The organism is Dyadobacter arcticus, assembly GCF_011762185.1.
GTDB classification, from domain to species: Bacteria; Bacteroidota; Bacteroidia; order Cytophagales; family Spirosomataceae; genus Dyadobacter; species Dyadobacter arcticus.
The window spans coordinates 1405288-1424573 of sequence record NZ_JAASQJ010000001.1 but is presented as its reverse complement, the minus strand read 5'-3'; the positions used below and the strand labels follow the sequence as shown (position 1 = coordinate 1424573).

19 protein-coding genes are annotated in these 19286 nt (G+C 43.4%); 13 read left to right on the top strand and 6 right to left on the bottom strand.

What is annotated here, in order from left to right:
• The first annotated feature begins 44 nt into the window (after window positions 1–44).
• A complete protein-coding gene (locus FHS68_RS06020; RefSeq protein ID WP_310588510.1) occupies window positions 45–347 on the top strand; it encodes a rhodanese-like domain-containing protein in 303 nt (100 codons plus the stop codon).
• On the opposite strand, the gene dapF is transcribed toward FHS68_RS06020, so the two are convergent.
• Window positions 331–1128, bottom strand: coding sequence for a diaminopimelate epimerase (gene dapF, locus FHS68_RS06015; protein ID WP_167268112.1), 798 nt, complete (start codon window positions 1126–1128; stop codon window positions 331–333). The genes FHS68_RS06020 and dapF overlap by 17 nt on opposite strands.
• A gap of 145 nt (window positions 1129–1273) precedes the next feature.
• Window positions 1274–1636 (bottom strand): 50S ribosomal protein L19, encoded by a 363-nt coding sequence (rplS, locus tag FHS68_RS06010; protein WP_167268110.1) that lies wholly within the window; start codon window positions 1634–1636, stop codon window positions 1274–1276.
• Between the two features lie 162 nt (window positions 1637–1798).
• Between rplS and FHS68_RS06005 the strand changes: the two genes are divergently transcribed.
• The 5 genes from FHS68_RS06005 to FHS68_RS05985 all read left to right on the top strand — a co-directional run bounded on the left by FHS68_RS06005 (window position 1799) and on the right by FHS68_RS05985 (window position 5528).
• Entirely contained in the window at window positions 1799–3280 is a 1482-nt protein-coding gene (locus tag FHS68_RS06005; RefSeq protein WP_167268108.1) for an NAD(P)H-hydrate dehydratase, read from the top strand.
• A 268-nt stretch (window positions 3281–3548) separates the two neighbouring features.
• On the top strand, window positions 3549–4019 hold the full coding sequence (locus tag FHS68_RS06000) for a hypothetical protein (protein WP_167268106.1): 471 nt from the start codon (window positions 3549–3551) through the stop codon (window positions 4017–4019).
• Window positions 4020–4096: 77 nt separating this feature from the next.
• Window positions 4097–4621, top strand: a complete 525-nt coding sequence (locus FHS68_RS05995; protein ID WP_167268104.1) for a DUF6973 domain-containing protein — start codon at window positions 4097–4099, stop codon at window positions 4619–4621.
• An 8-nt stretch (window positions 4622–4629) separates the two neighbouring features.
• Window positions 4630–5031 carry a hypothetical protein gene (locus FHS68_RS05990; protein ID WP_167268102.1) on the top strand — a complete coding sequence of 134 codons (402 nt, stop codon included), beginning with the start codon at window positions 4630–4632 and terminating at the stop codon, window positions 5029–5031.
• Window positions 5032–5111: 80 nt separating this feature from the next.
• Window positions 5112–5528 carry a hypothetical protein gene (locus tag FHS68_RS05985; RefSeq protein WP_167268101.1) on the top strand — a complete coding sequence of 139 codons (417 nt, stop codon included), beginning with the start codon at window positions 5112–5114 and terminating at the stop codon, window positions 5526–5528.
• 76 nt (window positions 5529–5604) lie between these two features.
• On the opposite strand, the gene feoB is transcribed toward FHS68_RS05985, so the two are convergent.
• On the bottom strand, window positions 5605–7728 hold the full coding sequence (gene feoB, locus FHS68_RS05980) for a ferrous iron transport protein B (RefSeq protein WP_167268099.1): 2124 nt from the start codon (window positions 7726–7728) through the stop codon (window positions 5605–5607).
• A 28-nt stretch (window positions 7729–7756) separates the two neighbouring features.
• On the bottom strand, window positions 7757–7984 hold the full coding sequence (locus FHS68_RS05975; protein ID WP_167268097.1) for a FeoA family protein: 228 nt from the start codon (window positions 7982–7984) through the stop codon (window positions 7757–7759).
• A gap of 230 nt (window positions 7985–8214) precedes the next feature.
• On the opposite strand from FHS68_RS05975, the gene FHS68_RS05970 reads away from it, so the two are divergent.
• From FHS68_RS05970 to ccsA (FHS68_RS05950), 5 genes are all read left to right on the top strand, one after another.
• Complete coding sequence (locus FHS68_RS05970) at window positions 8215–8877, top strand: heme exporter protein CcmB (RefSeq protein WP_167268095.1); 663 nt, start codon at window positions 8215–8217, stop codon at window positions 8875–8877.
• A gap of 24 nt (window positions 8878–8901) precedes the next feature.
• Window positions 8902–9591, top strand: coding sequence for a cytochrome c biogenesis protein CcsA (ccsA, locus tag FHS68_RS05965; protein WP_167268093.1), 690 nt, complete (start codon window positions 8902–8904; stop codon window positions 9589–9591).
• 72 nt (window positions 9592–9663) lie between these two features.
• Window positions 9664–9888 carry a CcmD family protein gene (locus tag FHS68_RS05960; protein WP_167268082.1) on the top strand — a complete coding sequence of 75 codons (225 nt, stop codon included), beginning with the start codon at window positions 9664–9666 and terminating at the stop codon, window positions 9886–9888.
• Window positions 9889–9893: 5 nt separating this feature from the next.
• Window positions 9894–10328, top strand: a complete 435-nt coding sequence (locus FHS68_RS05955) for a cytochrome c maturation protein CcmE domain-containing protein (protein WP_167268080.1) — start codon at window positions 9894–9896, stop codon at window positions 10326–10328.
• Window positions 10325–12922 carry a cytochrome c biogenesis protein CcsA gene (gene ccsA / locus FHS68_RS05950; RefSeq protein WP_167268770.1) on the top strand — a complete coding sequence of 866 codons (2598 nt, stop codon included), beginning with the start codon at window positions 10325–10327 and terminating at the stop codon, window positions 12920–12922. Before FHS68_RS05955 ends, ccsA (FHS68_RS05950) begins: the two co-directional genes overlap by 4 nt.
• 77 nt (window positions 12923–12999) lie before the next feature.
• Here the strand turns inward: ccsA (FHS68_RS05950) and FHS68_RS05945 are convergent, their stop codons facing one another.
• Window positions 13000–15552, bottom strand: a complete 2553-nt coding sequence (locus FHS68_RS05945; protein ID WP_167268078.1) for a TonB-dependent receptor — start codon at window positions 15550–15552, stop codon at window positions 13000–13002.
• 72 nt (window positions 15553–15624) lie between these two features.
• On the opposite strand from FHS68_RS05945, the gene FHS68_RS05940 reads away from it, so the two are divergent.
• Both FHS68_RS05940 and FHS68_RS05935 read left to right on the top strand, forming a co-directional pair.
• Window positions 15625–15933, top strand: a complete 309-nt coding sequence (locus tag FHS68_RS05940) for a DUF3817 domain-containing protein (protein WP_167268076.1) — start codon at window positions 15625–15627, stop codon at window positions 15931–15933.
• Between the two features lie 33 nt (window positions 15934–15966).
• Complete coding sequence (locus FHS68_RS05935) at window positions 15967–18144, top strand: DUF5916 domain-containing protein (protein WP_167268074.1); 2178 nt, start codon at window positions 15967–15969, stop codon at window positions 18142–18144.
• A gap of 3 nt (window positions 18145–18147) precedes the next feature.
• Here the strand turns inward: FHS68_RS05935 and FHS68_RS05930 are convergent, their stop codons facing one another.
• Window positions 18148–19209: a leucine-rich repeat domain-containing protein gene (locus FHS68_RS05930; RefSeq protein ID WP_167268072.1), complete on the bottom strand. Its 1062-nt coding sequence runs from the start codon at window positions 19207–19209 to the stop codon at window positions 18148–18150.
• Between the last annotated feature and the right edge of the window lie 77 nt (window positions 19210–19286).

Below are 19286 nucleotides of genomic sequence, written 5' to 3'. Positions count from 1 at the left end.
CATTTTTAAAAAATGGCCGGTAATATTTTTATATCACGTTCCTGATGAGAAATACCTATTCTGATATTGACTTGAAGACTGCAATTGAGTTGAGCCAGAAACCAGATTCAATGCTGATAGACGTACGGGAAATCTGGGAATTTGAAGAATTTAATGAAGGTGGGATTAACATTCCTTTGGCTGAAATCAGGGAGAAGAGAAGCTTATTGGACTCTTATCAAAACCTCATTGTAATTTGTACCAATGGCGTGCGAAGTAAAGTTGCCGCGATGGACTATTGCCGAGTTCCGGAGTGGATGAGCAAGAAAATTTTTCACGTAAAAGGCGGCATTATAGAATCGGAGTAGAAGGAATATCCAGGCTCCCTTCAAAAACTCTTACCGCTGGACCTTTTAGGATAATGTCGCCGAATTCACCTTCTGCCGTTTGAGCGAACGCTACTTCTAATGTTCCCCCAATTGTTTCGACGGTGATCGGGCTGCTCCAACCGTTTCTTATGCTGGCCGATAAAGCGCAAGCCGTAACACCCGTCCCACAACTGAAAGTTTCATCCTCGACACCACGCTCATAAGTTCTGACGCTCAGGTGATTTTCTTCGATCACTTCCACAAAATTCGCATTCGTGCCTCCCTGCGGGCCATAAACTGACCCATAACGTATTTCGCTGCCAATGTTTACAACATCTACATCCTCAACCTGGTCTACATAAGTAATGTAATGAGGCGAGCCGGTGTTTATAAAGTCATAATCCTCATACTGCTGAACATCTGTTACACCAGTCATTTTTAATTCGATCACTTCATTGGAAACGGTAGCTTCATGTTCACCATCGACCGCAATAAATTTTGCCATTCCGGAAAACAGGCCAAGATCGCTTGCAAATCGGGCAACGCAACGTCCGCCATTGCCGCACATGCTGCCTTCTCCTCCGTCCGCATTGAAGTATACCATTTTGAAATCATAACCTTCTGCATTTTGCAAAAGAATGAGTCCATCGGAGCCTATCCCAAACCTGCGATGGCAAATAGAAGCAATCAATGATTTCGAAACTGGAAAAGTCTGCGAACGATCATCGATCATCACAAAATCATTCCCCGTTCCCTGATACTTATAAAATGTAATTTCCATAAGAAATAAGCGCATAAATAAAACCGATAGTACTAGAGCTAAAAGCTAACAGCTAATAGCTTCTTTTACCTGGCTACAAAACAACAAAACCCTGCAAGAAAAAATCGCCTGCAGGGTTTTAAATTTTTGTCCGAAGAAAACAATCTTACTTCGAAACTTTAAGCTCTTTAATACGAGCGGCTTTACCTTGACGTCCACGAAGATAGAAAAGGCGTGAACGGCGTACTCTACCGCGACGAATCATTTCGATTTTAGCGATACTTGGCGAAAGGATTGGGAAAACACGTTCCACCGCGATGCCATTTGAAATTTTCCGTACTGTGAAAGTCTCGCCGCTTCCGCTAAGATTACGACGTTGCATGACAGTACCTTGAAATTGCTGAACACGTTCTTTGTTACCCTCACGGATCTTCACGTGTACGTTAATCGTGTCGCCTGACCCGAAGTCAGGATACTCGGATTTACGATTTTCAATCGTAGCTTCTACGAGTTTAATAAGTTCGCTCATGACGAATGCTTTTATGGATTAAAATGATAGCTTGCTTCCAGCGGACGGGGTGACGCCCCTTCATTCAAAACAGCCTTGCAAAAAACGAGTGCAAAGCTAAGATTTTTTCCCCTTATCTGAAAGTTTAAAAGGCTTTAATTGTAAAAATCCCGGACTACTATTATGAAAATTCTGAATGTCAGCCAAATTCGTGAGCTGGATGCATATACCATTAAACATGAGCCGGTTTCATCCCTTGATTTGATGGAACGTGCTTCCAATGCTTTTGCAGGATGGTTTACTAATCAATTTGTCAACACCAGACCGGTTCATATTTTTTGCGGAAAAGGCAACAATGGTGGTGACGGACTGGCAATTGCGAGAATATTGAGCATCAAAAGTTATGACGTAAGGGTTACCATCATTGATTATACTTCCAACGCTTCTGAAGATTTTCAGAGCAATTTGCTGAGATTAAAGGATCATTTGCAGCCGATTCATTTGCAGTCAATGGAGGATTTTCCTGGTATTCCAGCAAATGTTGTTTGCATTGATGCCTTATTGGGATCGGGATTATCCAGACCGGTGGAAGGGATACTGGCTGAGGTAATTATTAAATTGAACGGCCTGCCCAACAAACTGGTTTCGATCGATATCGCAAGCGGCCTTTATGCCGATCAGCCCAACCAAAAAGAAGATATCATCATTGAACCCGATTTTACCGTGGCTTTCCAAGTCCCAAAACTGGCTTTTATGCTTCCGCAAAATGCGAAATTTACAGGCGATTGGCATTTGGTGAACATTGGTTTAAGTCAGGAATATATTGAGAAGACCGAAACACCTTATCATTATACCGAGAAAAGTGATGCGGAAACCATCATCCGGCCACGCGATAAATTTTCCCACAAAGGAACCTTTGGGCATGCCTTGCTCATTGCAGGAAGTTATGGCAAAATGGGCGCTGCTGTGTTGTCAGGAAAAGCATGTCTGAGATCAGGCGTTGGTTTGTTAACCATGCATTTGCCATCGTGCGGCAATGATATTATCCAAATCTCTATCCCGGAAGCCATGGCTTTGACAGATAGCGATGCTAAATTCATTACAGAACTGCCTGATTTGGAGACGTATTCGGCAATTGGTATCGGCCCTGGCATTGGCCAGAATATAATGACTGCCAAAATGCTTGAAACATTGCTGGAAACTGCAAAAGTATCTGTAATCCTTGACGCCGACGCCCTTAACCTTTTATCGCAGAATAGAGCTTTGTATGATAAATTACCTGAAAACACGATTTTAACACCGCATCCAAAAGAATTTCAGCGACTGGCGGGAGATAGCATAAATGAATATGATAGATTGGAGATAGGAAGAGATTTTGCGCTAAAATACAAGGTTATCATTTGCTTAAAAGGTGCTAACACTGCGGTAATTCTGCCAAATGGCGACGTACATTTCAATTCCACAGGCAATCCCGGAATGGCAACAGGCGGAACAGGGGATGTTCTGACCGGAATCATCACCAGCCTTCTTGCCCAAAAATACAGTCCCGCAGAAGCCGCAATCCTGGGCGTCTACCAGCATGGCTCGGCAGGCGACCGGGCCGCAGAAAAAAAAGGACAAAGCGCACTGATTGCATCGGATGTGGTTGATTATTTGGGGTGGTGATGAGTTTTGAATTTCGGTAAACCTTACAGAATCTTTAAAAGCAACTCTTTTGGGTTGCTTTTTTTCATGCTCCTACGTCATAACTATTTACATCCTTAGCATACCGTCTGCTAATTGCTGTGACCGCTGGATAATTGCGATCTCTCCTCACTTATTTTGTAACCAATAGTCAAATAACTTACACAAAAAGTCCCACCCCTGGATTGGTCTCGAGAGGGTGGGAATACACAATTTAAATAATTGAAAATCATTTAAACATTAACAATTTATGCATTTTAACTTTAAAATCGCAGTCCTTTCATCTGCAATCGCCTTCATCATCTTCTCTTGTAAAGAACAGGAAGTAGCAAAAACTTCAATCCAGCCCGAAATTGTAAAAACCGAAATCATTGATTTCATGGGCGAAAAGGCAATCGTCACAACTGACTTTCCAAAAGAGCTTTTTAATCAGTCAGAGGAAGAATTTGCAGATTACTATAATTCCTTAAAAGAGAATGGCAATGCCCGTGAAACCGGGGAAGAAGGTGGACTTTCCTACGAAGAATTAAACGCCATTATTATTCCGCACTTAAAAAAATATCCTGACCTGAGTTGGGAGACAGATATTTCAGAAAAGGATTTAAGGAGGATATTCAAGGACTTCCCGGAAATAACAACGACTGAACAAGTGCGGGAAAAGTCTGAGATCATTTCCGCATTTTATGAGACATTTCTGAACGTGATATCGTTCCCAAAGTAGCAGAATATATAAGGAAGAAAAAGAAACAAGGCGAAAAAACAACTGGAGCCGATGTCACCTATACCAGCACACCTGAGATGGAATACCTCCTACTGCATCCTGCAAGGGCCAGTTTCTACTCGGCAGCTGCTATCATGGCAAAAGTATCCTTCAACGGCCCGGACGGAACCAAAACCAATGCGAAATTACATGCCGTATGGACCTGCTTTGCAATCCGTCAGATCATCCTTGGCGCAGCCGTCGGAGAAGACAATGCCCTGGCCTTCGTGCGAACAGCAACTTCGAAGCATGAGTTAACGAATCAGGGCGTTCAAAATAAATTTGATAACGCTGCCATGGACCTGCACAATAATATGTCAGCCAGAGAATGGATGAAAAATGAGACAAAATGGGGGATCGGTCCGTTGAGAAAAATGCCTACTGATGGACAGATCATTGACAATATGAATGGCAAAGGTAATTCCTGCGCGATGCATCCCGTTAATGATATCCTTTCCTGGCATGGTAGCATCAACACACAACAAGAAGTTATCGATGTTTGGAACAGATTATACAATGATTTATCAAGTCCCAATCAACACCTAGTTCATATTAATAATTAGCTAAGAATATGGAGATCGACAAAATAAAAGCCTTCCTTACTACTCTACTTTTCGGGCTGGCTTTTTTATCGTGTGACTTTCATCCCTTTTATAAGGAAAATGAAACGGTACTTTTCCAAATCAACAATGTGGGTAACAGCGCCTACGCACTTATCCTAGTCTACGCCAAAGACAGTTTGAACAATTATGTTGATTCAACGCCATCACAAGGCAACTTACCAAGCTCAGACGGAGTTTCGCTCGGGATCACTTTATCAAAGCTTAAAGATGTCAAAGACGGGGTATTTGAAGCACAGGTTACTATGCTAAGTGGCAAATTCCTAAGTAAAGAATTTGGTGTGATTGATGGCCTGAAAACACGACAGAAATTTAAAGTGGATTTGAAAGATTCCACGATTGTAATCAGGTAAGAAAATGGGGATGCTCTGAGACCAGCGTCCCCACTTTTTTACCTGATTAATAATTGATCTACCATGAAACGAAAAAATTTATGAAAAAGACTCTTTTAGCTATTTTAATAAATCTGGCATTTTTATCGTGTGACTTCCATCCCTTGTACAAAGAAAATGAAACGGTCTACTTCCTAATGCATAATGCTGGTCAGAGTAAATATTCAAGAATAATTGTCTACGCGAAAGACAGTTCACGAATCTATATTGACTCAACATCTCCAACAGGATATTCACCTAACTCATCGCTTAACACCGCATCCGCACCAAATTCCAAAGATGTGAGCATGGGAATCACACTCTCAAATCTAAAAGATGTAAAGAATGGAGTGTTCGAAGTCCAGGCGACAATACTAAACGGAAAAGTGCTCAGCCATGAATTTGGTGTGATTGATGGCCTGAAAACACGACAGAAATTTAAAGTGGATTTGAAAGACTCCACGATTTTTATCAGGTAAAGTTACGGGTAGGCTCGTCAAATAACATTCCCTAATTTTCCCTGAATCTTAGTTTTGATTGAAACCCATTTTTACCTCAACTCAACAGCTGATAAGCCGCAAAAGCCGAAGCATAAGCCAGCGCCATCAGATACGCCAGTTGGATCAAAGGCCATTTCCAGCCGTGGGTTTCGCGATATACAACGGCAATCGTACTCATGCACATCATTGCGAAGACGTAGAACATGAGGAGCGAATAGCATACTGCGGTTGTGAACATTTGTCCGCCGGTATCGGGATTTTTTTCCTGACTTAGACGCTGTTTTACTGTAGGCACATCTTCCGAATCTCCGCTGATGCTGTAAATAGTCGCCATTGTGCCGACGAAAACCTCTCTGGCTGCAAATGATGCGAGTAATGCAATCCCTATCTTCCAATCATAACCCAATGGCTTAATTACCGGCTCGATGAAATGGCCAAATTGTCCTGCGTAGGAATTTTCAAGACGGGCTGAACCCACTGCGGCATCAATTTGCTCCTGGGAAGCAGCTCCCATTTCCGTTAAGACCTTATTTTCAGCATCCTGCATCCTATCTCCGGGACCATATGACGCCAGAACCCAAAGGATGATAGATATAGCCATAATGACTTTCCCGGCTTCTAGTACAAAAGATTTAACACTTTCATACATTGCAAATCCTACATGTCCCAGACGTGGCAACTTATACGAAGGCATTTCCAGCATAAAATAGCTTCGCTCCTTTCTGGGAATGAAAAGGGATAGCAACCAGGCAGATCCCAGCGCTCCAATCAGCCCAAGAAAATACAATCCAAACAATACCAGGCCCTGCACACTGAAAACGCCCAGCACCTGTGTCGAAGGCACAACCAATGCAATCAGTATGGTGTAAATGGGCAGACGGGCGGAGCAGCTCATCAAGGGTGTCACCAAAATCGTAAGCAAACGTTCATATCTGCTGCTAATGCTCCGCGTAGTCATGATAGCAGGCACTGCGCAGGCGACGCCGGATATCAGCGGAACAACACTCCGGCCATTCAAGCCAAAACGCCGCATTAGTTTGTCCATAATAACCATTACCCTCGCCATATAACCCGATTCCTCCAAAATTGAAACCAGCGCAAAAAGGATCGCAATCTGAGGCACAAATACAATGATACCCGCAATACCAGTCAATATCCCATCCGTAATCAGGTCATTCAGAACGCCTTCGGGTAGAACTGACTTTACCCACTCAATACCCTGAGCGGCGGATGCATCCAAAAAGTCGCTGAGAAACGTTGCCCATGCGAAGATGGCTTGAAATATAAGAAGCAAAACCATCGCAAAAATGATATATCCCCAAACGCGATGCAATAGAATGCTATCCAGTTTCCTCGTCCAATAAGGCGGCTCGGTAACGCCTGCCGATTTCACAGCTTTGGATACAATCGGTTTGATTTTGTCGTACCTCGCTATCGTTTCAGAAACGAGAAAATGATGTTCGTCAAATGAATACTTTTCAATTAATTCATCCAGCTTAGTCCTGGCTGGCTGTTGCAGGAAGGAGAAATTGTCGTGCTGACAAACGTATTGGAGCGCAACATAGTCGTTGTCGAGATTATATATGTGCTTGACCTCGTTAATCAGCTCAATTTCAACACCTTTTGGTTGATAAAAATACTGGATAGCAGGCCTCTCTTTAATTGCAAAAACCTGCTTTATAGCTTCCTGTAAATGATTAATGCCTTCCCCTGTCCTCGCATTGATCCTGGCCACGGGCACACCTAGTTGCATAGCAAGCTGAACGGCGCTGACAGTCAGATTCATACTAAGCGCCACATCGAGCATATTCAGCGCGATGACGGTTGGGATACCCAAATCATTGATTTCTGTAAAAAGAAGCAGGTTTCGCTGCAGATTGGAAGCGTCCACCACCACAACAATTACATCGGGGAAATCGGGATGTGCGGGGTTGGCCAGAATATCCATGACCACCGTTTCATCCCTGGATTTGGGATAAATACTGTATGTTCCTGGCAGATCCACAAGCGTAACCTGCGTTTCCAGCCCTGAAATCCGAAATGTACCTGATTTTTTTTCAACCGTAACGCCCGGGAAGTTTCCCGTTTTTTGACGCAATCCGGTCAATGCATTGAATAATGTAGATTTGCCGGCATTTGGATTACCTACCAGCGCAACTTTAATATTTCCTTGTTTCAATGGAGAGACCTGTAAACGGAATATACTGTTACTCTAACTCAATGACGGAGGCCTCATTCAGGCGAAGGGATAAACTATAACATCCTCCCACGTTGATACAAATTGGGTCCCCGAAAGGAGCGACCGCATCAAGTCTCACTTCACATCCGGGCAAGCAGCCCATTTCCAGTAATTTGAGGGACATAACCCGATCGTTAAACGATTTGATCACGCCTTTCTCACCTTTCCGAAGCTGGGATACTGTACGAGCAGACATACGCCCTTATTTAGATTCAGTTTATTTAAAGTACAAATAAAGCATTCTCAAACCGGAAATCAAATATTCCATTTGCATTAAAAGCCTCACGGGTTATCTTTAAGTCGAATTCATTAGGCTTTTATTATTTCCCTCAGCCTTTATACCGTATTTTTGCAGCTTGAAAGGAGTGCGGTTTAGGATTGACAATGTTTCCTCCCGCGAAATGCTGACAGCGATCACCTATTATTTTGAACGAGATCAAAACCCTTATCTGGAAAGAAGTCACTCTCGAATGGCGTCAAAAATATGCGTTGAGCGGAATGCTGCTTTATGTCGTCAGCACGATCTTCGTCTGCTATCTCAGCTTTAATCTTCGAAGAAATCAGCTCACTCCGATCGTCTGGAACACCCTTTTCTGGATAATTTTGCTCTTTACAGCCGTAAATGCCATTGCGAAAAGCTTTTCTCAGGAAAGGCACGGACGCCTGTTGTACTATTATAACCTTTGCAGCCCTCAGGCAATCATTATCTCCAAAATTATTTACAACTCACTCATTATGTTGATGTTGTCAGGTATGGGATTTATTTTCTATGCTTTTGTAATGGGAAATCCTGTGGGGGATATGTTGCTTTTTGCGGTTTGCGGTTTGCTTTCTTCCATTGGTTTTGCCTCGGTGCTTACGCTGGTGGCGGGCATTGCCTCCAAAGCCGATAATAGCGCCACATTGATGGCGGTACTCAGCTTTCCTATCATACTACCCATGCTTTTAATGACCATTAAACTGGCAAAAAATGCATTAGACGGTCTCGACTGGTCGGTTAGTACCGACGAAATCAGCACACTATTATCTATTGATCTCATAGTAATTACACTCAGTTATCTGCTTTTTCCTTATCTGTGGAGAAGCTGAATTTTAAAGTACAAATGATTTAAAATGAGAAAGATCTGGTGGAAAATCCTGTGCATTGTAATCATATTTTATGTGATCATTATAGGTTTGACAGGACCGGTCCCGCGTCTGGCAATTATCAACGAAAGTATCCGGAACACCTACTTTCACGTAGCGCTCTGGCTGGCTATGACATTCCTGTTGTTTGTATCGATGATTTTCTCAATCCGATATCTGAACAAAGGAAGGATCAATGATGATGACATTGCCAGTGAACTGACGAAATCAGCAATATTTTTTGGAATTCTGGGTTGCCTGACCGGCTCGGTTTGGGCGAACTATACCTGGGGCGATCCCTGGCCAAATGATCCAAAACTAAATGGTGCCGCGGTAGGCATTCTGATGTATCTGGCTTATTTGTTGCTCAGATCGTCGTTTGAGGACGATCAGCGTCGAGCCAGAATTTCCTCAGTCTACAATATCTTCGCATTCGCGGTTTTTATCCCTATCATTTACATTCTTCCGCGCCTTACCGATTCCCTGCATCCGGGTAGCGGCGGTAACAGCACGTTCGGATCTTATGACTTTGATAATAACATTAGAAAAGTATTTTATCCCGCAGTGATTGGATACATTTTGCTTGGGCTCTGGCTCGCAGAATTAAGAATAAGGATAAAACGGATCAATAGAGTCAGGGAAGAAACAATGATTACGGAGCATCAATCCCTAAAATGAGCGGGTGCTATTTTATGCGTTGCTAAACATTTCAATCTAAAATTTCGTTACAATTTAGTCTGCAAGAATAAAATGAAAAGGATTTCTATCATTCTCTTATCAATGCTTTCGCTGTCCGGAAACCTGATCGCCCAGGCGTCAGAAAATTCCGTGGAAATGGCTGATAAGCTTCGCGCAGACGGTAAGATCTGGGTAGTTGTTGCTGTGATTGCTGTTGTTTTTGCAGGAATTGCGATCAACATGTTAAGGATAGATTCCAAGCTTAAAAAAATCGAAAAAGACTTAAATATCAAGTAATTCCCATGAAGAAAATTCACATATTCGGTTTGGTAATCATTGCAGTGGCTATTGGGATCATCGTTTCAACAGCAGGGGACGCAAGTACCTATGTTGATTTTACCAAAGCAAAGGAAATGGCGCAGGAAGGCGACAATGAAAGCATTCATGTGGTCGGGAAATTGAAAAAAGGCGCTGGCGGACAGATCGTTGAAATGCAGTACCAGCCCGAAGTCGACCCCAATTATTTTGTCTTTACATTGATCGATAATCAAAATGTAGAACAAAAGGTCATTTACAAAAACTCCAAGCCACAGGATTTTGATAAATCCGAACAGGTTGTAGTTGTGGGAAAAATGAAAGACGGCACTTTTTCGGCTGAAAAAATATTGATGAAATGCCCCTCGAAATACGAGAATGGCAAAATGGAAACTACGGAACATACTGCGGCGAAATCATGATTCACAGTACCATTGGAAGTGCAGGCCACCTACTGGTCATTATTGCGTTTGTTACAGCCCTGGTGGCCACTTTTGCATATTTTAAATCCGGCATGGCAGGCGGGTCTGTTGAAGATACCCTAACCTGGAAACGGTTCGCGCGAATCGTATTTTATACTCATGTTGCGGCTGTGCTCGGGGTGGTATTTTCATTGTACTGGATCATTGGAAACCATTATTTTGAATACCATTATGCCTGGAAAAACTCCTCCTTATCACTTCCGACAGGCTACACCATTTCAAGTTTCTGGCAAGACCAGGAAGGCAGCTTTCTGCTTTGGATATTCTGGAATGTCGTTTTAGGGTGCGTTCTTATTTTCACAAACCGTTCGTGGGAAGCACCTGTCATGACGGTTTTTGCGCTGGTTCAAGCATTTTTAACATCCATGATCCTGGGTGTTGTGATTCCCGGACTAGCTATTAAAATTGGTTCAACACCTTTTTTATTGTTAAAAGAAGTAATGCCGGATCTGCCTGTTTACAAGATGGATCCGAACTTCATTCCCAAAGACGGAAACGGGCTGAACCCACTTTTACAGAACTATTGGATGGTAATCCACCCTCCTACCCTTTTTCTCGGGTTCGCCACGACGCTAATTCCTTTTTCATTTGCGATTGCAGGTCTTTGGACCAAGAAAATTCAGGATTGGATTCGTCCTGCGCTTCCTTGGGCACTATTTTCTGCTATGATATTAGGGGTAGGAATATTAATGGGCGCTTATTGGGCCTACGAAACGCTCAACTTCGGCAGTTACTGGAACTGGGATCCCGTTGAAAATTCCTCCATTGTACCCTGGCTGATACTCGTTGCGGCAGTTCACACCATGATCATAGGACGTAGAAATGCCACCGCGCTGAAAACGGCATTTATCTTAACTATTGCCACATTTATCCTGATCCTCTACTCCACATTCATGACCAGGAGTGGTGTGTTAGGAAATGCCTCTGTCCATTCTTTTACAGATTTGGGTCTTTCCGGGCAGTTGCTTATTTACCTACTGACTTTCACCATTGTATCGGTTGGTTTGCTCATTTATCGTTGGAAAACATTGCCGAGCGATGAAGAAGAAGTCTCGACTTACTCACAGGAATTCTGGATTTTTATTGGCGCGACATTGCTTTGCTTGTCGGGTTTCCAAATTCTGGCTACTACCTCGATCCCGGTTTACAACAAGATTGCGGAAGCATTCGGGACAGTCCTTAATATGGCTTTACCTGCTGATCAGATTGGTCATTATAACAAATTCCAACTCTGGTTTTTCTCGCTGATCATTGCTTTAACTGGCATTGGTCAATATTTCTGGTGGAAACGAGTTGGCAAAGGCAATTTGCAATCGCTCTACAATCCATTACTGATCGCTTTGTTAATTAGTGCTGCCGTGATCACCCTTAAAGGCGTGAAGGACATTCAATACATTGTGCTTTTGACGACGGGTATTTTTGCAATTGTAGCAAATGGTACCATTCTGCTCAATATTATTCGCGGGAATTACAACCTGTCGGGAGGTGCTATTACCCACATTGGCGTAGCGCTAATGCTGATTGGGATCCTGTTTTCGTCTGCTTACACGAAAGTTGTTTCAATCAATAATTCAGGGTTAATGATCTCCCGAAGCGAAGAATTCACCAGCAACGACAATAAGGAGAATAAAGAAAACATTACGCTCTGGCTGAACAAGGCCGAAAAAATGGGCGATTATATGCTTACCTGGCGTGACGTGCGGGTTGAGCCGCGTCACATTCCCGGATATATTCCTAAAAGCTGGGTTGATATTGTGGAAAATGACTTCCATGCGGTTGCCTTACGCGACATTATTGTCGATGACAAAAAGTACAATTCCAAAGGAGATACCATCGAGATTTTCCCAGAAAACTTTTATTACGAGATCGAATACCGCGAGCCATCTGGTAAAATATTTACATTATTCCCAAGGGTTCAGATTAATCCGAGAATGGGTGGCATTGTCTCCTCGCCGGACATTCAAAGGAAGATTGATAAGGATTTATACACTTATGTCGGAATGGTAACCAACCCAACCGCTGAGCCTGTGTGGAGCAAGACGGAGAATTTCACCATCAATTTGCGCGATACATTTTTTGTAAATGACTATGTTGCCATTTTGGATAATGTTGTGAGAACGGATAGCGTGGAAGGGGTTACGTTAGGTGCGGGAGATGCTGCGGTAAAAGCGATTATCCGGGTTTTGGATAAAGACAAAGAATTTGTAATCACTCCGTCATTTGTGATCCGGGATCGGATGGTTGCGAGAAAACCTGAGGTGAGTAATGATTTGGGAATGCGTATCCAATTTCAGGAAATCAATCCGCAGACCGGCAAGTTCACATTTGCGATTAATACTACCCAACGTGATTTTATTGTAATGAAGGCGACTGAAAAGCCACTGATCAACATTCTGTGGCTGGGTACCTTCGTGCTGGTCATCGGTTTTATAATGGCCACCGTCCGGCGATTCAAGGATTTTATCAAAATGAGAAATAAAGAGGCGCTGCCCGCAGGTCAGGCTAAGCCGAAAGCCAAGGTACAGGTGGTTTAGATTTTATTAAGTATATAAAAAATGTCAGCCCGGAAAGCTGTCATTTTTTTGCAGCATGGATTACGTTCCCAATAAAATCAAAACCGGAAACCAAGTCTGGTAAAAAAGAAAGCCCCATTGTAACCCATCTGCACAGGATCCCAGCTTCCGCCCGACTCTGTCAATGCAGGAGACGATTTATCCGGATAAACATTCAAAATATTACTTCCGCCCACCGACAGTGAGAATTGCTTGGTAAGCCGGTAATTCAAGGTAACATCACTCTGAACCCTGGACTTGTAGGTATCAACCTCATAATCCCAATTGGTCAGCCTAACCTCTCCAAAACGGATTATCCGCAGCATGACGCTGAACTTATCCACCGTATAGTCAAAGGTGAGATTGACTTTGGATGGCGGTGCGGATGCAAGTACAAACCGACGTTCGCGGTCATCAAAATAAATATCCTCTTTACCTGCTAATTTAGGGCTGGTATTGACAGGCCCAAGATCCATCCAGTTGAAATTTGCAGCGAATGTTGTGCTCAATCGGCCCATGCCAACCGGTGCCGAATGCGCTACAATGATGTCAACACCCTTGGTTGTCGTATAAGAAAGTGCATTGGTAAAAAACTGCGCTTTGCCGACCCGCAATGTTTTTAACAAATCGCCAATCTCGTCATCGTCGTCACTAAACTGACCGGTCAGAACCACACGATTTTTAACTTTTACATAATATCCGTCCACGGTGATCGAAAGCCTGGAAGCGGGCGTGAATGTAAATCCGAGGCTGGCATTTTGAGAAGTTTCCTGCTTCAATTTCGGAATTCCCAATGCTTTGGTCACCGCGCTGTTGTTGTTGGCGAGTAAAACCTCCACTGCCTCACCGTTCACAAAGTTGGTGAATGTCGAATTAAAATATTTTTGAGCAAGAGATGGCGCCCTGAAACCGGTACTTACTGCACCACGGATTGCAAGTGCGTCAGTTACCTTGTACCGCAATCCCACCTTACCATTTAATGTACTTCCAAAATCGCTGTAACTCTCAAAACGCACCGCCGCGTCAATTAAAAATTGCTTGGTAAGATCTGCCTCTACGTCCGCATAAGCGCCCACATTGGACCGTGACTTACTGGTGGCGTCTGTTGGACTATATCCTGGAAAACCTTGTGAACCACCCGGAAACTCAGGATTATAATTGTAATACGAAGGCCGTTCACCCGCGAAGATTTTATAACGCTCTGTTCTCAATTCGCCTCCAAATGCGACATTAAGCCCTTCCATAATGCCTTTGTAGAAACGGGTAACATTCAGGTTTGAAACATTTTGCGCAAGCTGAAAGCCACCTGCATCAAAACTGGTCTGCGATAGCTCGCCAAGTGATCTGTTCAATGAATTTTCTACCCCAAAATGAAATTTGTTAAATCCGTAAGTATTGCTCAAATCGATATCCCAGGATTTCCAAACACCTCTTATCCCCGCAGTAACTGCCCGGTCGCTGATTTTACTCGTGATAAGCGGGTCAAAGCCATCGGGATAAACGGATGGAATGTTCCTGTCGTCATCGGGAAAGCGCGTCCAGGCATATGCATCCCCCTTCCGTTCATTGAAGCCCCCGAAACTGTAAACCTGAATTCTCCTGCCAATCGGAATCTTAGCATTGTAGTACACCGCCGCATTGTTGATTTTCGGGTCACCAAACCGGCGTCGCGCGAGGTCTGATTCGCTGGCAACTGAATTGGCCCGATTGGTGTGATCCCTGAAATTATAGTCAGCCGTAACATTGATAAACCCTTTTTTAGCAATAGCGAGACCGTAATTCAGGTTTACATTGTAATTTAGTCCATCATATTTCTTGTCGTCAAAACGATACTTAGCTTTGAAAATCCCCGCATTCACATTGGCGGTCAATTGATTTACTGATTCTTTCAAAACAATGTTAATCACCCCTGCAATCGCATCCGAGCCATATTGTGCAGCCGCTCCATCTCGAAGGATTTCTATCCGTTCAATCGCAGCAGCAGGGATCGCATTCAGGTCGGTTCCGGTATTTCCCCTTCCCCTGGTTCCGAAAAGATTGACCAGTGAAGATTGATGTCTTCTTTTACCATTAATCAAAACCAATGTCTGGTCAGGTCCTAACCCTCGCAGCGACGCCGGATCCACGTGATCCGCGCCATCAGAGCCGGTTTGCCTGTTTGAATTGAAAGAAGGTGCTGCAAATTGGAGTAACTGGTTCACGTCCAGCTGGCCTTGCTTGGTCGTAATCTCACGGATATCAATCACGTCCACAGGTACTGGCGTATCCGTCGACGAGCGGTTCAGGTTTCGCGAGCCGACAACAGTTACCTGACTCAGTATCGTAGCATCTGACAAAGCAAAATTCAGGGTTGACGCTCCATTAATTTCCTTTTCGATTTTATTGTAACCCACATAAGTTACAATCAATGTCGCATTGGAATAGGTAACCGACAAGCTGTATGCTCCATTACCGTTTGCTGTGGTACCGTTATTTGTGCCCTTTTCAATTACCGAGGCCCCAATTAAAGGGTCGCCTTTTTCATCGGTAATCTTACCCGAAACTTGGAGGCTTTGAGCGAAGGCAAAGGAAGAGATAAAGAATAAAACTAAGATAATGTAGATTTTTGGCATGTAATGAAAGTTGAGTTTTGCTGGCAAATTATGTAATATTAAATGATCTATTCTAACCTGCTGTCGTTTTCCATGATTTCCGAACTTATCAAATCTACCCTGGGCCGCTTTCGAATTGTGGCTTTTCTTGAAGGTGTTTCTTTTCTCATACTTCTGGGAGTAGCAATGCCCCTCAAATATCTTGCCGGGATTCCTCAGGCCGTTCGGGTAGTTGGCATGGCACATGGGGTTCTTTTCGTGCTTTTTGTTATTCTTTTGATTCAGGTCGCGACGGAAAAGAGCTGGTCTTTCAAAAAATCATTCTTTTCATTTTTCTCTTCCCTGATACCTTTCGGCACTTTCTATGCAGATGCCAGGTGGTTTAGAAGCGAACGTCCCTGACCCGATTATCCATCTCTTCCTATTCCCGATCCTGTGCTCCGAATTTTTACCCTAACCCACCTTTTTTTCTGTTTAATAGTTTTAAAAAGTATTGCGCAGAAACCCAATGAAAATTATCAGTACCACATTCATTCGGCAGTATCCCCGCTGAATGTTGATGGCATTGCCGACGATCCAGCCTGGGCAGCCACTGAAACTGCGAAGGATTTCTTCATGATTACCCCAATGGACACGAGTTTCTCGCGTTCGCTGACGGACGTAAAGCTTTGTTATGATAAGGATAACCTCTATATTCTTGTGGTCAATCACAAAGTCATAAAAGGCTCAATCATCGTTGAATCGCTGAAAAGGGACTTTTCTTTTGGAAAAAACGACAACTTCCTGTTGTTTATGGATACGTTCGATGATAAGACGAACGGCTTCTCTTTTGGTGCCAATGCAGCGGGCGCACCCTGGGATGGCCAGCAGGGCGACGGCGGTACGGTGGATTTGAGCTGGGACAACAAATGGGTAAGCGAGGTCAAAAACGATGATGATAAATGGGTTTGGGAAGCGGCCATTCCATTCAAAAGCATCCGATATAAGCCAGGTATTACACGGTGGGGAATCAATTTCAGCCGCCAGGACCTTACTATTTCTGAAAAATCCTCCTGGGCACCGGTGCCACGGCAATTTCCATCTGCTTCTTTGGCATACACCGGCGTACTTGTCTGGGACACTCCGCCACCTAATCCCGGTCCGAATATTTCAATTATCCCTTTTGCGGCAACCCGCATGACCAAAGATCATCAACGGGATACCCCTACCAAATACAAACCGACCATTGGAGGCGACGTCAAAATTGGTCTGACGCCTTCTTTAAACCTTGATTTAACGGTTAACCCCGATTTTTCACAAGTTGAGGTCGATGTGCAGCAAACCAATCTCGACCGTTTCGAGCTTTTTTTCCCGGAGCGTCGGCAGTTTTTTCTGGAAAATGCGGATCTTTTTGCCAATTTCGGGTACGCTACCATAAGACCATTCTTTTCAAGGCGCATTGGTTTGGGAGTACCGATCCAATTTGGCGCACGGATGAGCGGGAAGATTAATAAGAACTGGCGAATTGGTGTTTTAGATGTGCAAACCGGTTCTTCCGATACACTTACTCCAAGAAACAATTATGCTGTTTTCGCATTGCAGCGACAGTTGCTGGCCCGGTCGAATGTGCGTTTTATTTTTGTAAATAAAGATGCAACCAATTATTCCCTGGAAAGACATTCGGCCAACAATCGTTATAACCGGAACATTGGGGCGGAATTTAACCTGGCCAGCTCAAAAAATCTCTGGACAGGCAAGGTTATGTTCCTCAAATCCTTCACCCCGGGAAAGTCTTCCGACGACGTTACGCATGCTGCAGATTTGAAATTCAATCAAGCCAATTTCTTCTGGCAGTGGCAGCATGAGTATGTAGGTAAGAATTACAATGCAGAGGTGGGTTATGTGCCCAACGCGGTTCGGATGGGTTATTACAAGATCAGTCCGAATGTGGGTTATCTGTTTTTTATCAAATCCCCTAAAATCATCAGCCACGGCCCAAAGCTGGTTAACAATACGTATTGGGACAAAAAACGTGACCTGAGCGACCGGGAATTCATTTTATCCTATAACCTTAATTTCATAAACCGCGCGACGGTAGCGATTTTTGGAGCGAGCAATTATGTGCGGTTATTGCGTCCATTTGATCCAACCAACCTGGGAGCCAGCACCTTACCAACCGGAAGCGAGCACAACTGGAAATCGGTCGGTTTTGATATTGTTTCAGGTCCTCAAAATCGCCTGACATTTCTTACTTCCGGTATTTTTGGGGGCTATTATCAAAATGGTCACCGAAACAACCTGCGCGTAGAGCTGGGTTATCGCGTGCAGCCTTATGTGGCGATCACGATGGCTGGGAATTACAACGATATCCGCCTGCCCGAGCCCTGGAAACGCACACAGCTTTGGCTGGTCGGGCCGCGGGTCGATGTGACATTTACAAATAAGCTTTTCTTCACCACTTTTATGCAATACAATAATCAGGCTGACAATATTAATCTGAATGCGCGTTTGCAATGGCGATATAAACCGGCTTCTGATTTATTTATCGTGTATACAGACAACTATCTACCCGAGAATTTTCGTGTGAAAAACAGGGCGATTGTTTTGAAATTTACTTATTGGTGGAATTTGTAGACATTAATAGAATACTTCTATACTCTTGCTTTTCAACAAGCCAAGCTGCTGACCATATTTAATTTCCGTATTTTCCTTTAAAAATGGATTGCCCCGCAGATAAAGCTTGTCCAACTGCCTGATTTTCAAAAGCTGTTGGGGGAATTCGGAGAAGTTATTGGAAGAAAGGTCCAGCTCACTCAAATTGGTAAACGACGTCAGCTCAGAAGGGAAATTAGTAAACCAGTTGTAACCCAGATCGAGGATTTTGAGATTTTGCATTTTGACGATCTGCTCAGGTAACCAGCTCAGGTGATTGTGATGCGCATATAAGGTATGTACGTTTTTCAGTCTATTAATCTTTGCTGGCAATGCTGCGATCTGATTGTGGGAAACAGCCAGATGCGTGAGCTGTTTCAACCTGGTGATCGATTTGGGTAATGTTTCAAGCTTATTATAGTAAAGATCTATCACTTCCAGTTTGCGAACTTTTTTGATCCCTTTTGGCAAAACAGCCAGATCGGAGCGATAGAAATTCAGATCACGCAGTTGTTTCAGCCCTTTAAAACTTTTGGAAGATAAATCGGTAAGCGGATTTCCGCCAAGCCACAGACTGGTCATTTTCTTGCAATTCTTTGCAGCGTCAGGAATGTTAGTGAATTTGTTTTCTTTCAAATTCAAAATATTCACGGACGAATTCTCCGTTAGAGTCAATGCTATATTGGTAAGCTGATTACCCTGCAAATGCAATTGTCTGAGCTTAGGCAATCTCTTTAAATCAATGTTTACCGATTTCAATTCATTTCCCCCGAGGTACAGTTGTTCCAGGTTCCTGAACCTATAAATTACCTTAGGTACCTCTTTTAGTTCCAGTTGATTGAGATAAAGGTATTTTACTTTCAATGTATCAATGGTCGCAATAGCCGATTTCAAGTCCACGATTGAACTATCTAATCTCCGCACCTCGCGCCGGACGATAGGTTTGCTGACATTTTCAGCTTGGTCGTTTTTTTGCTGAGTAGCCTGGGTTTGCGCACCGGCAAAATGTAATGATAGGCTTAACAGAAGCATCACAAAAAGTCTCATAGCAAAACAGGATAAGTTGATAATTATGCAACTAAGAACTTAGTCATATTATTATACTTACTTATATAAAAAAGAAT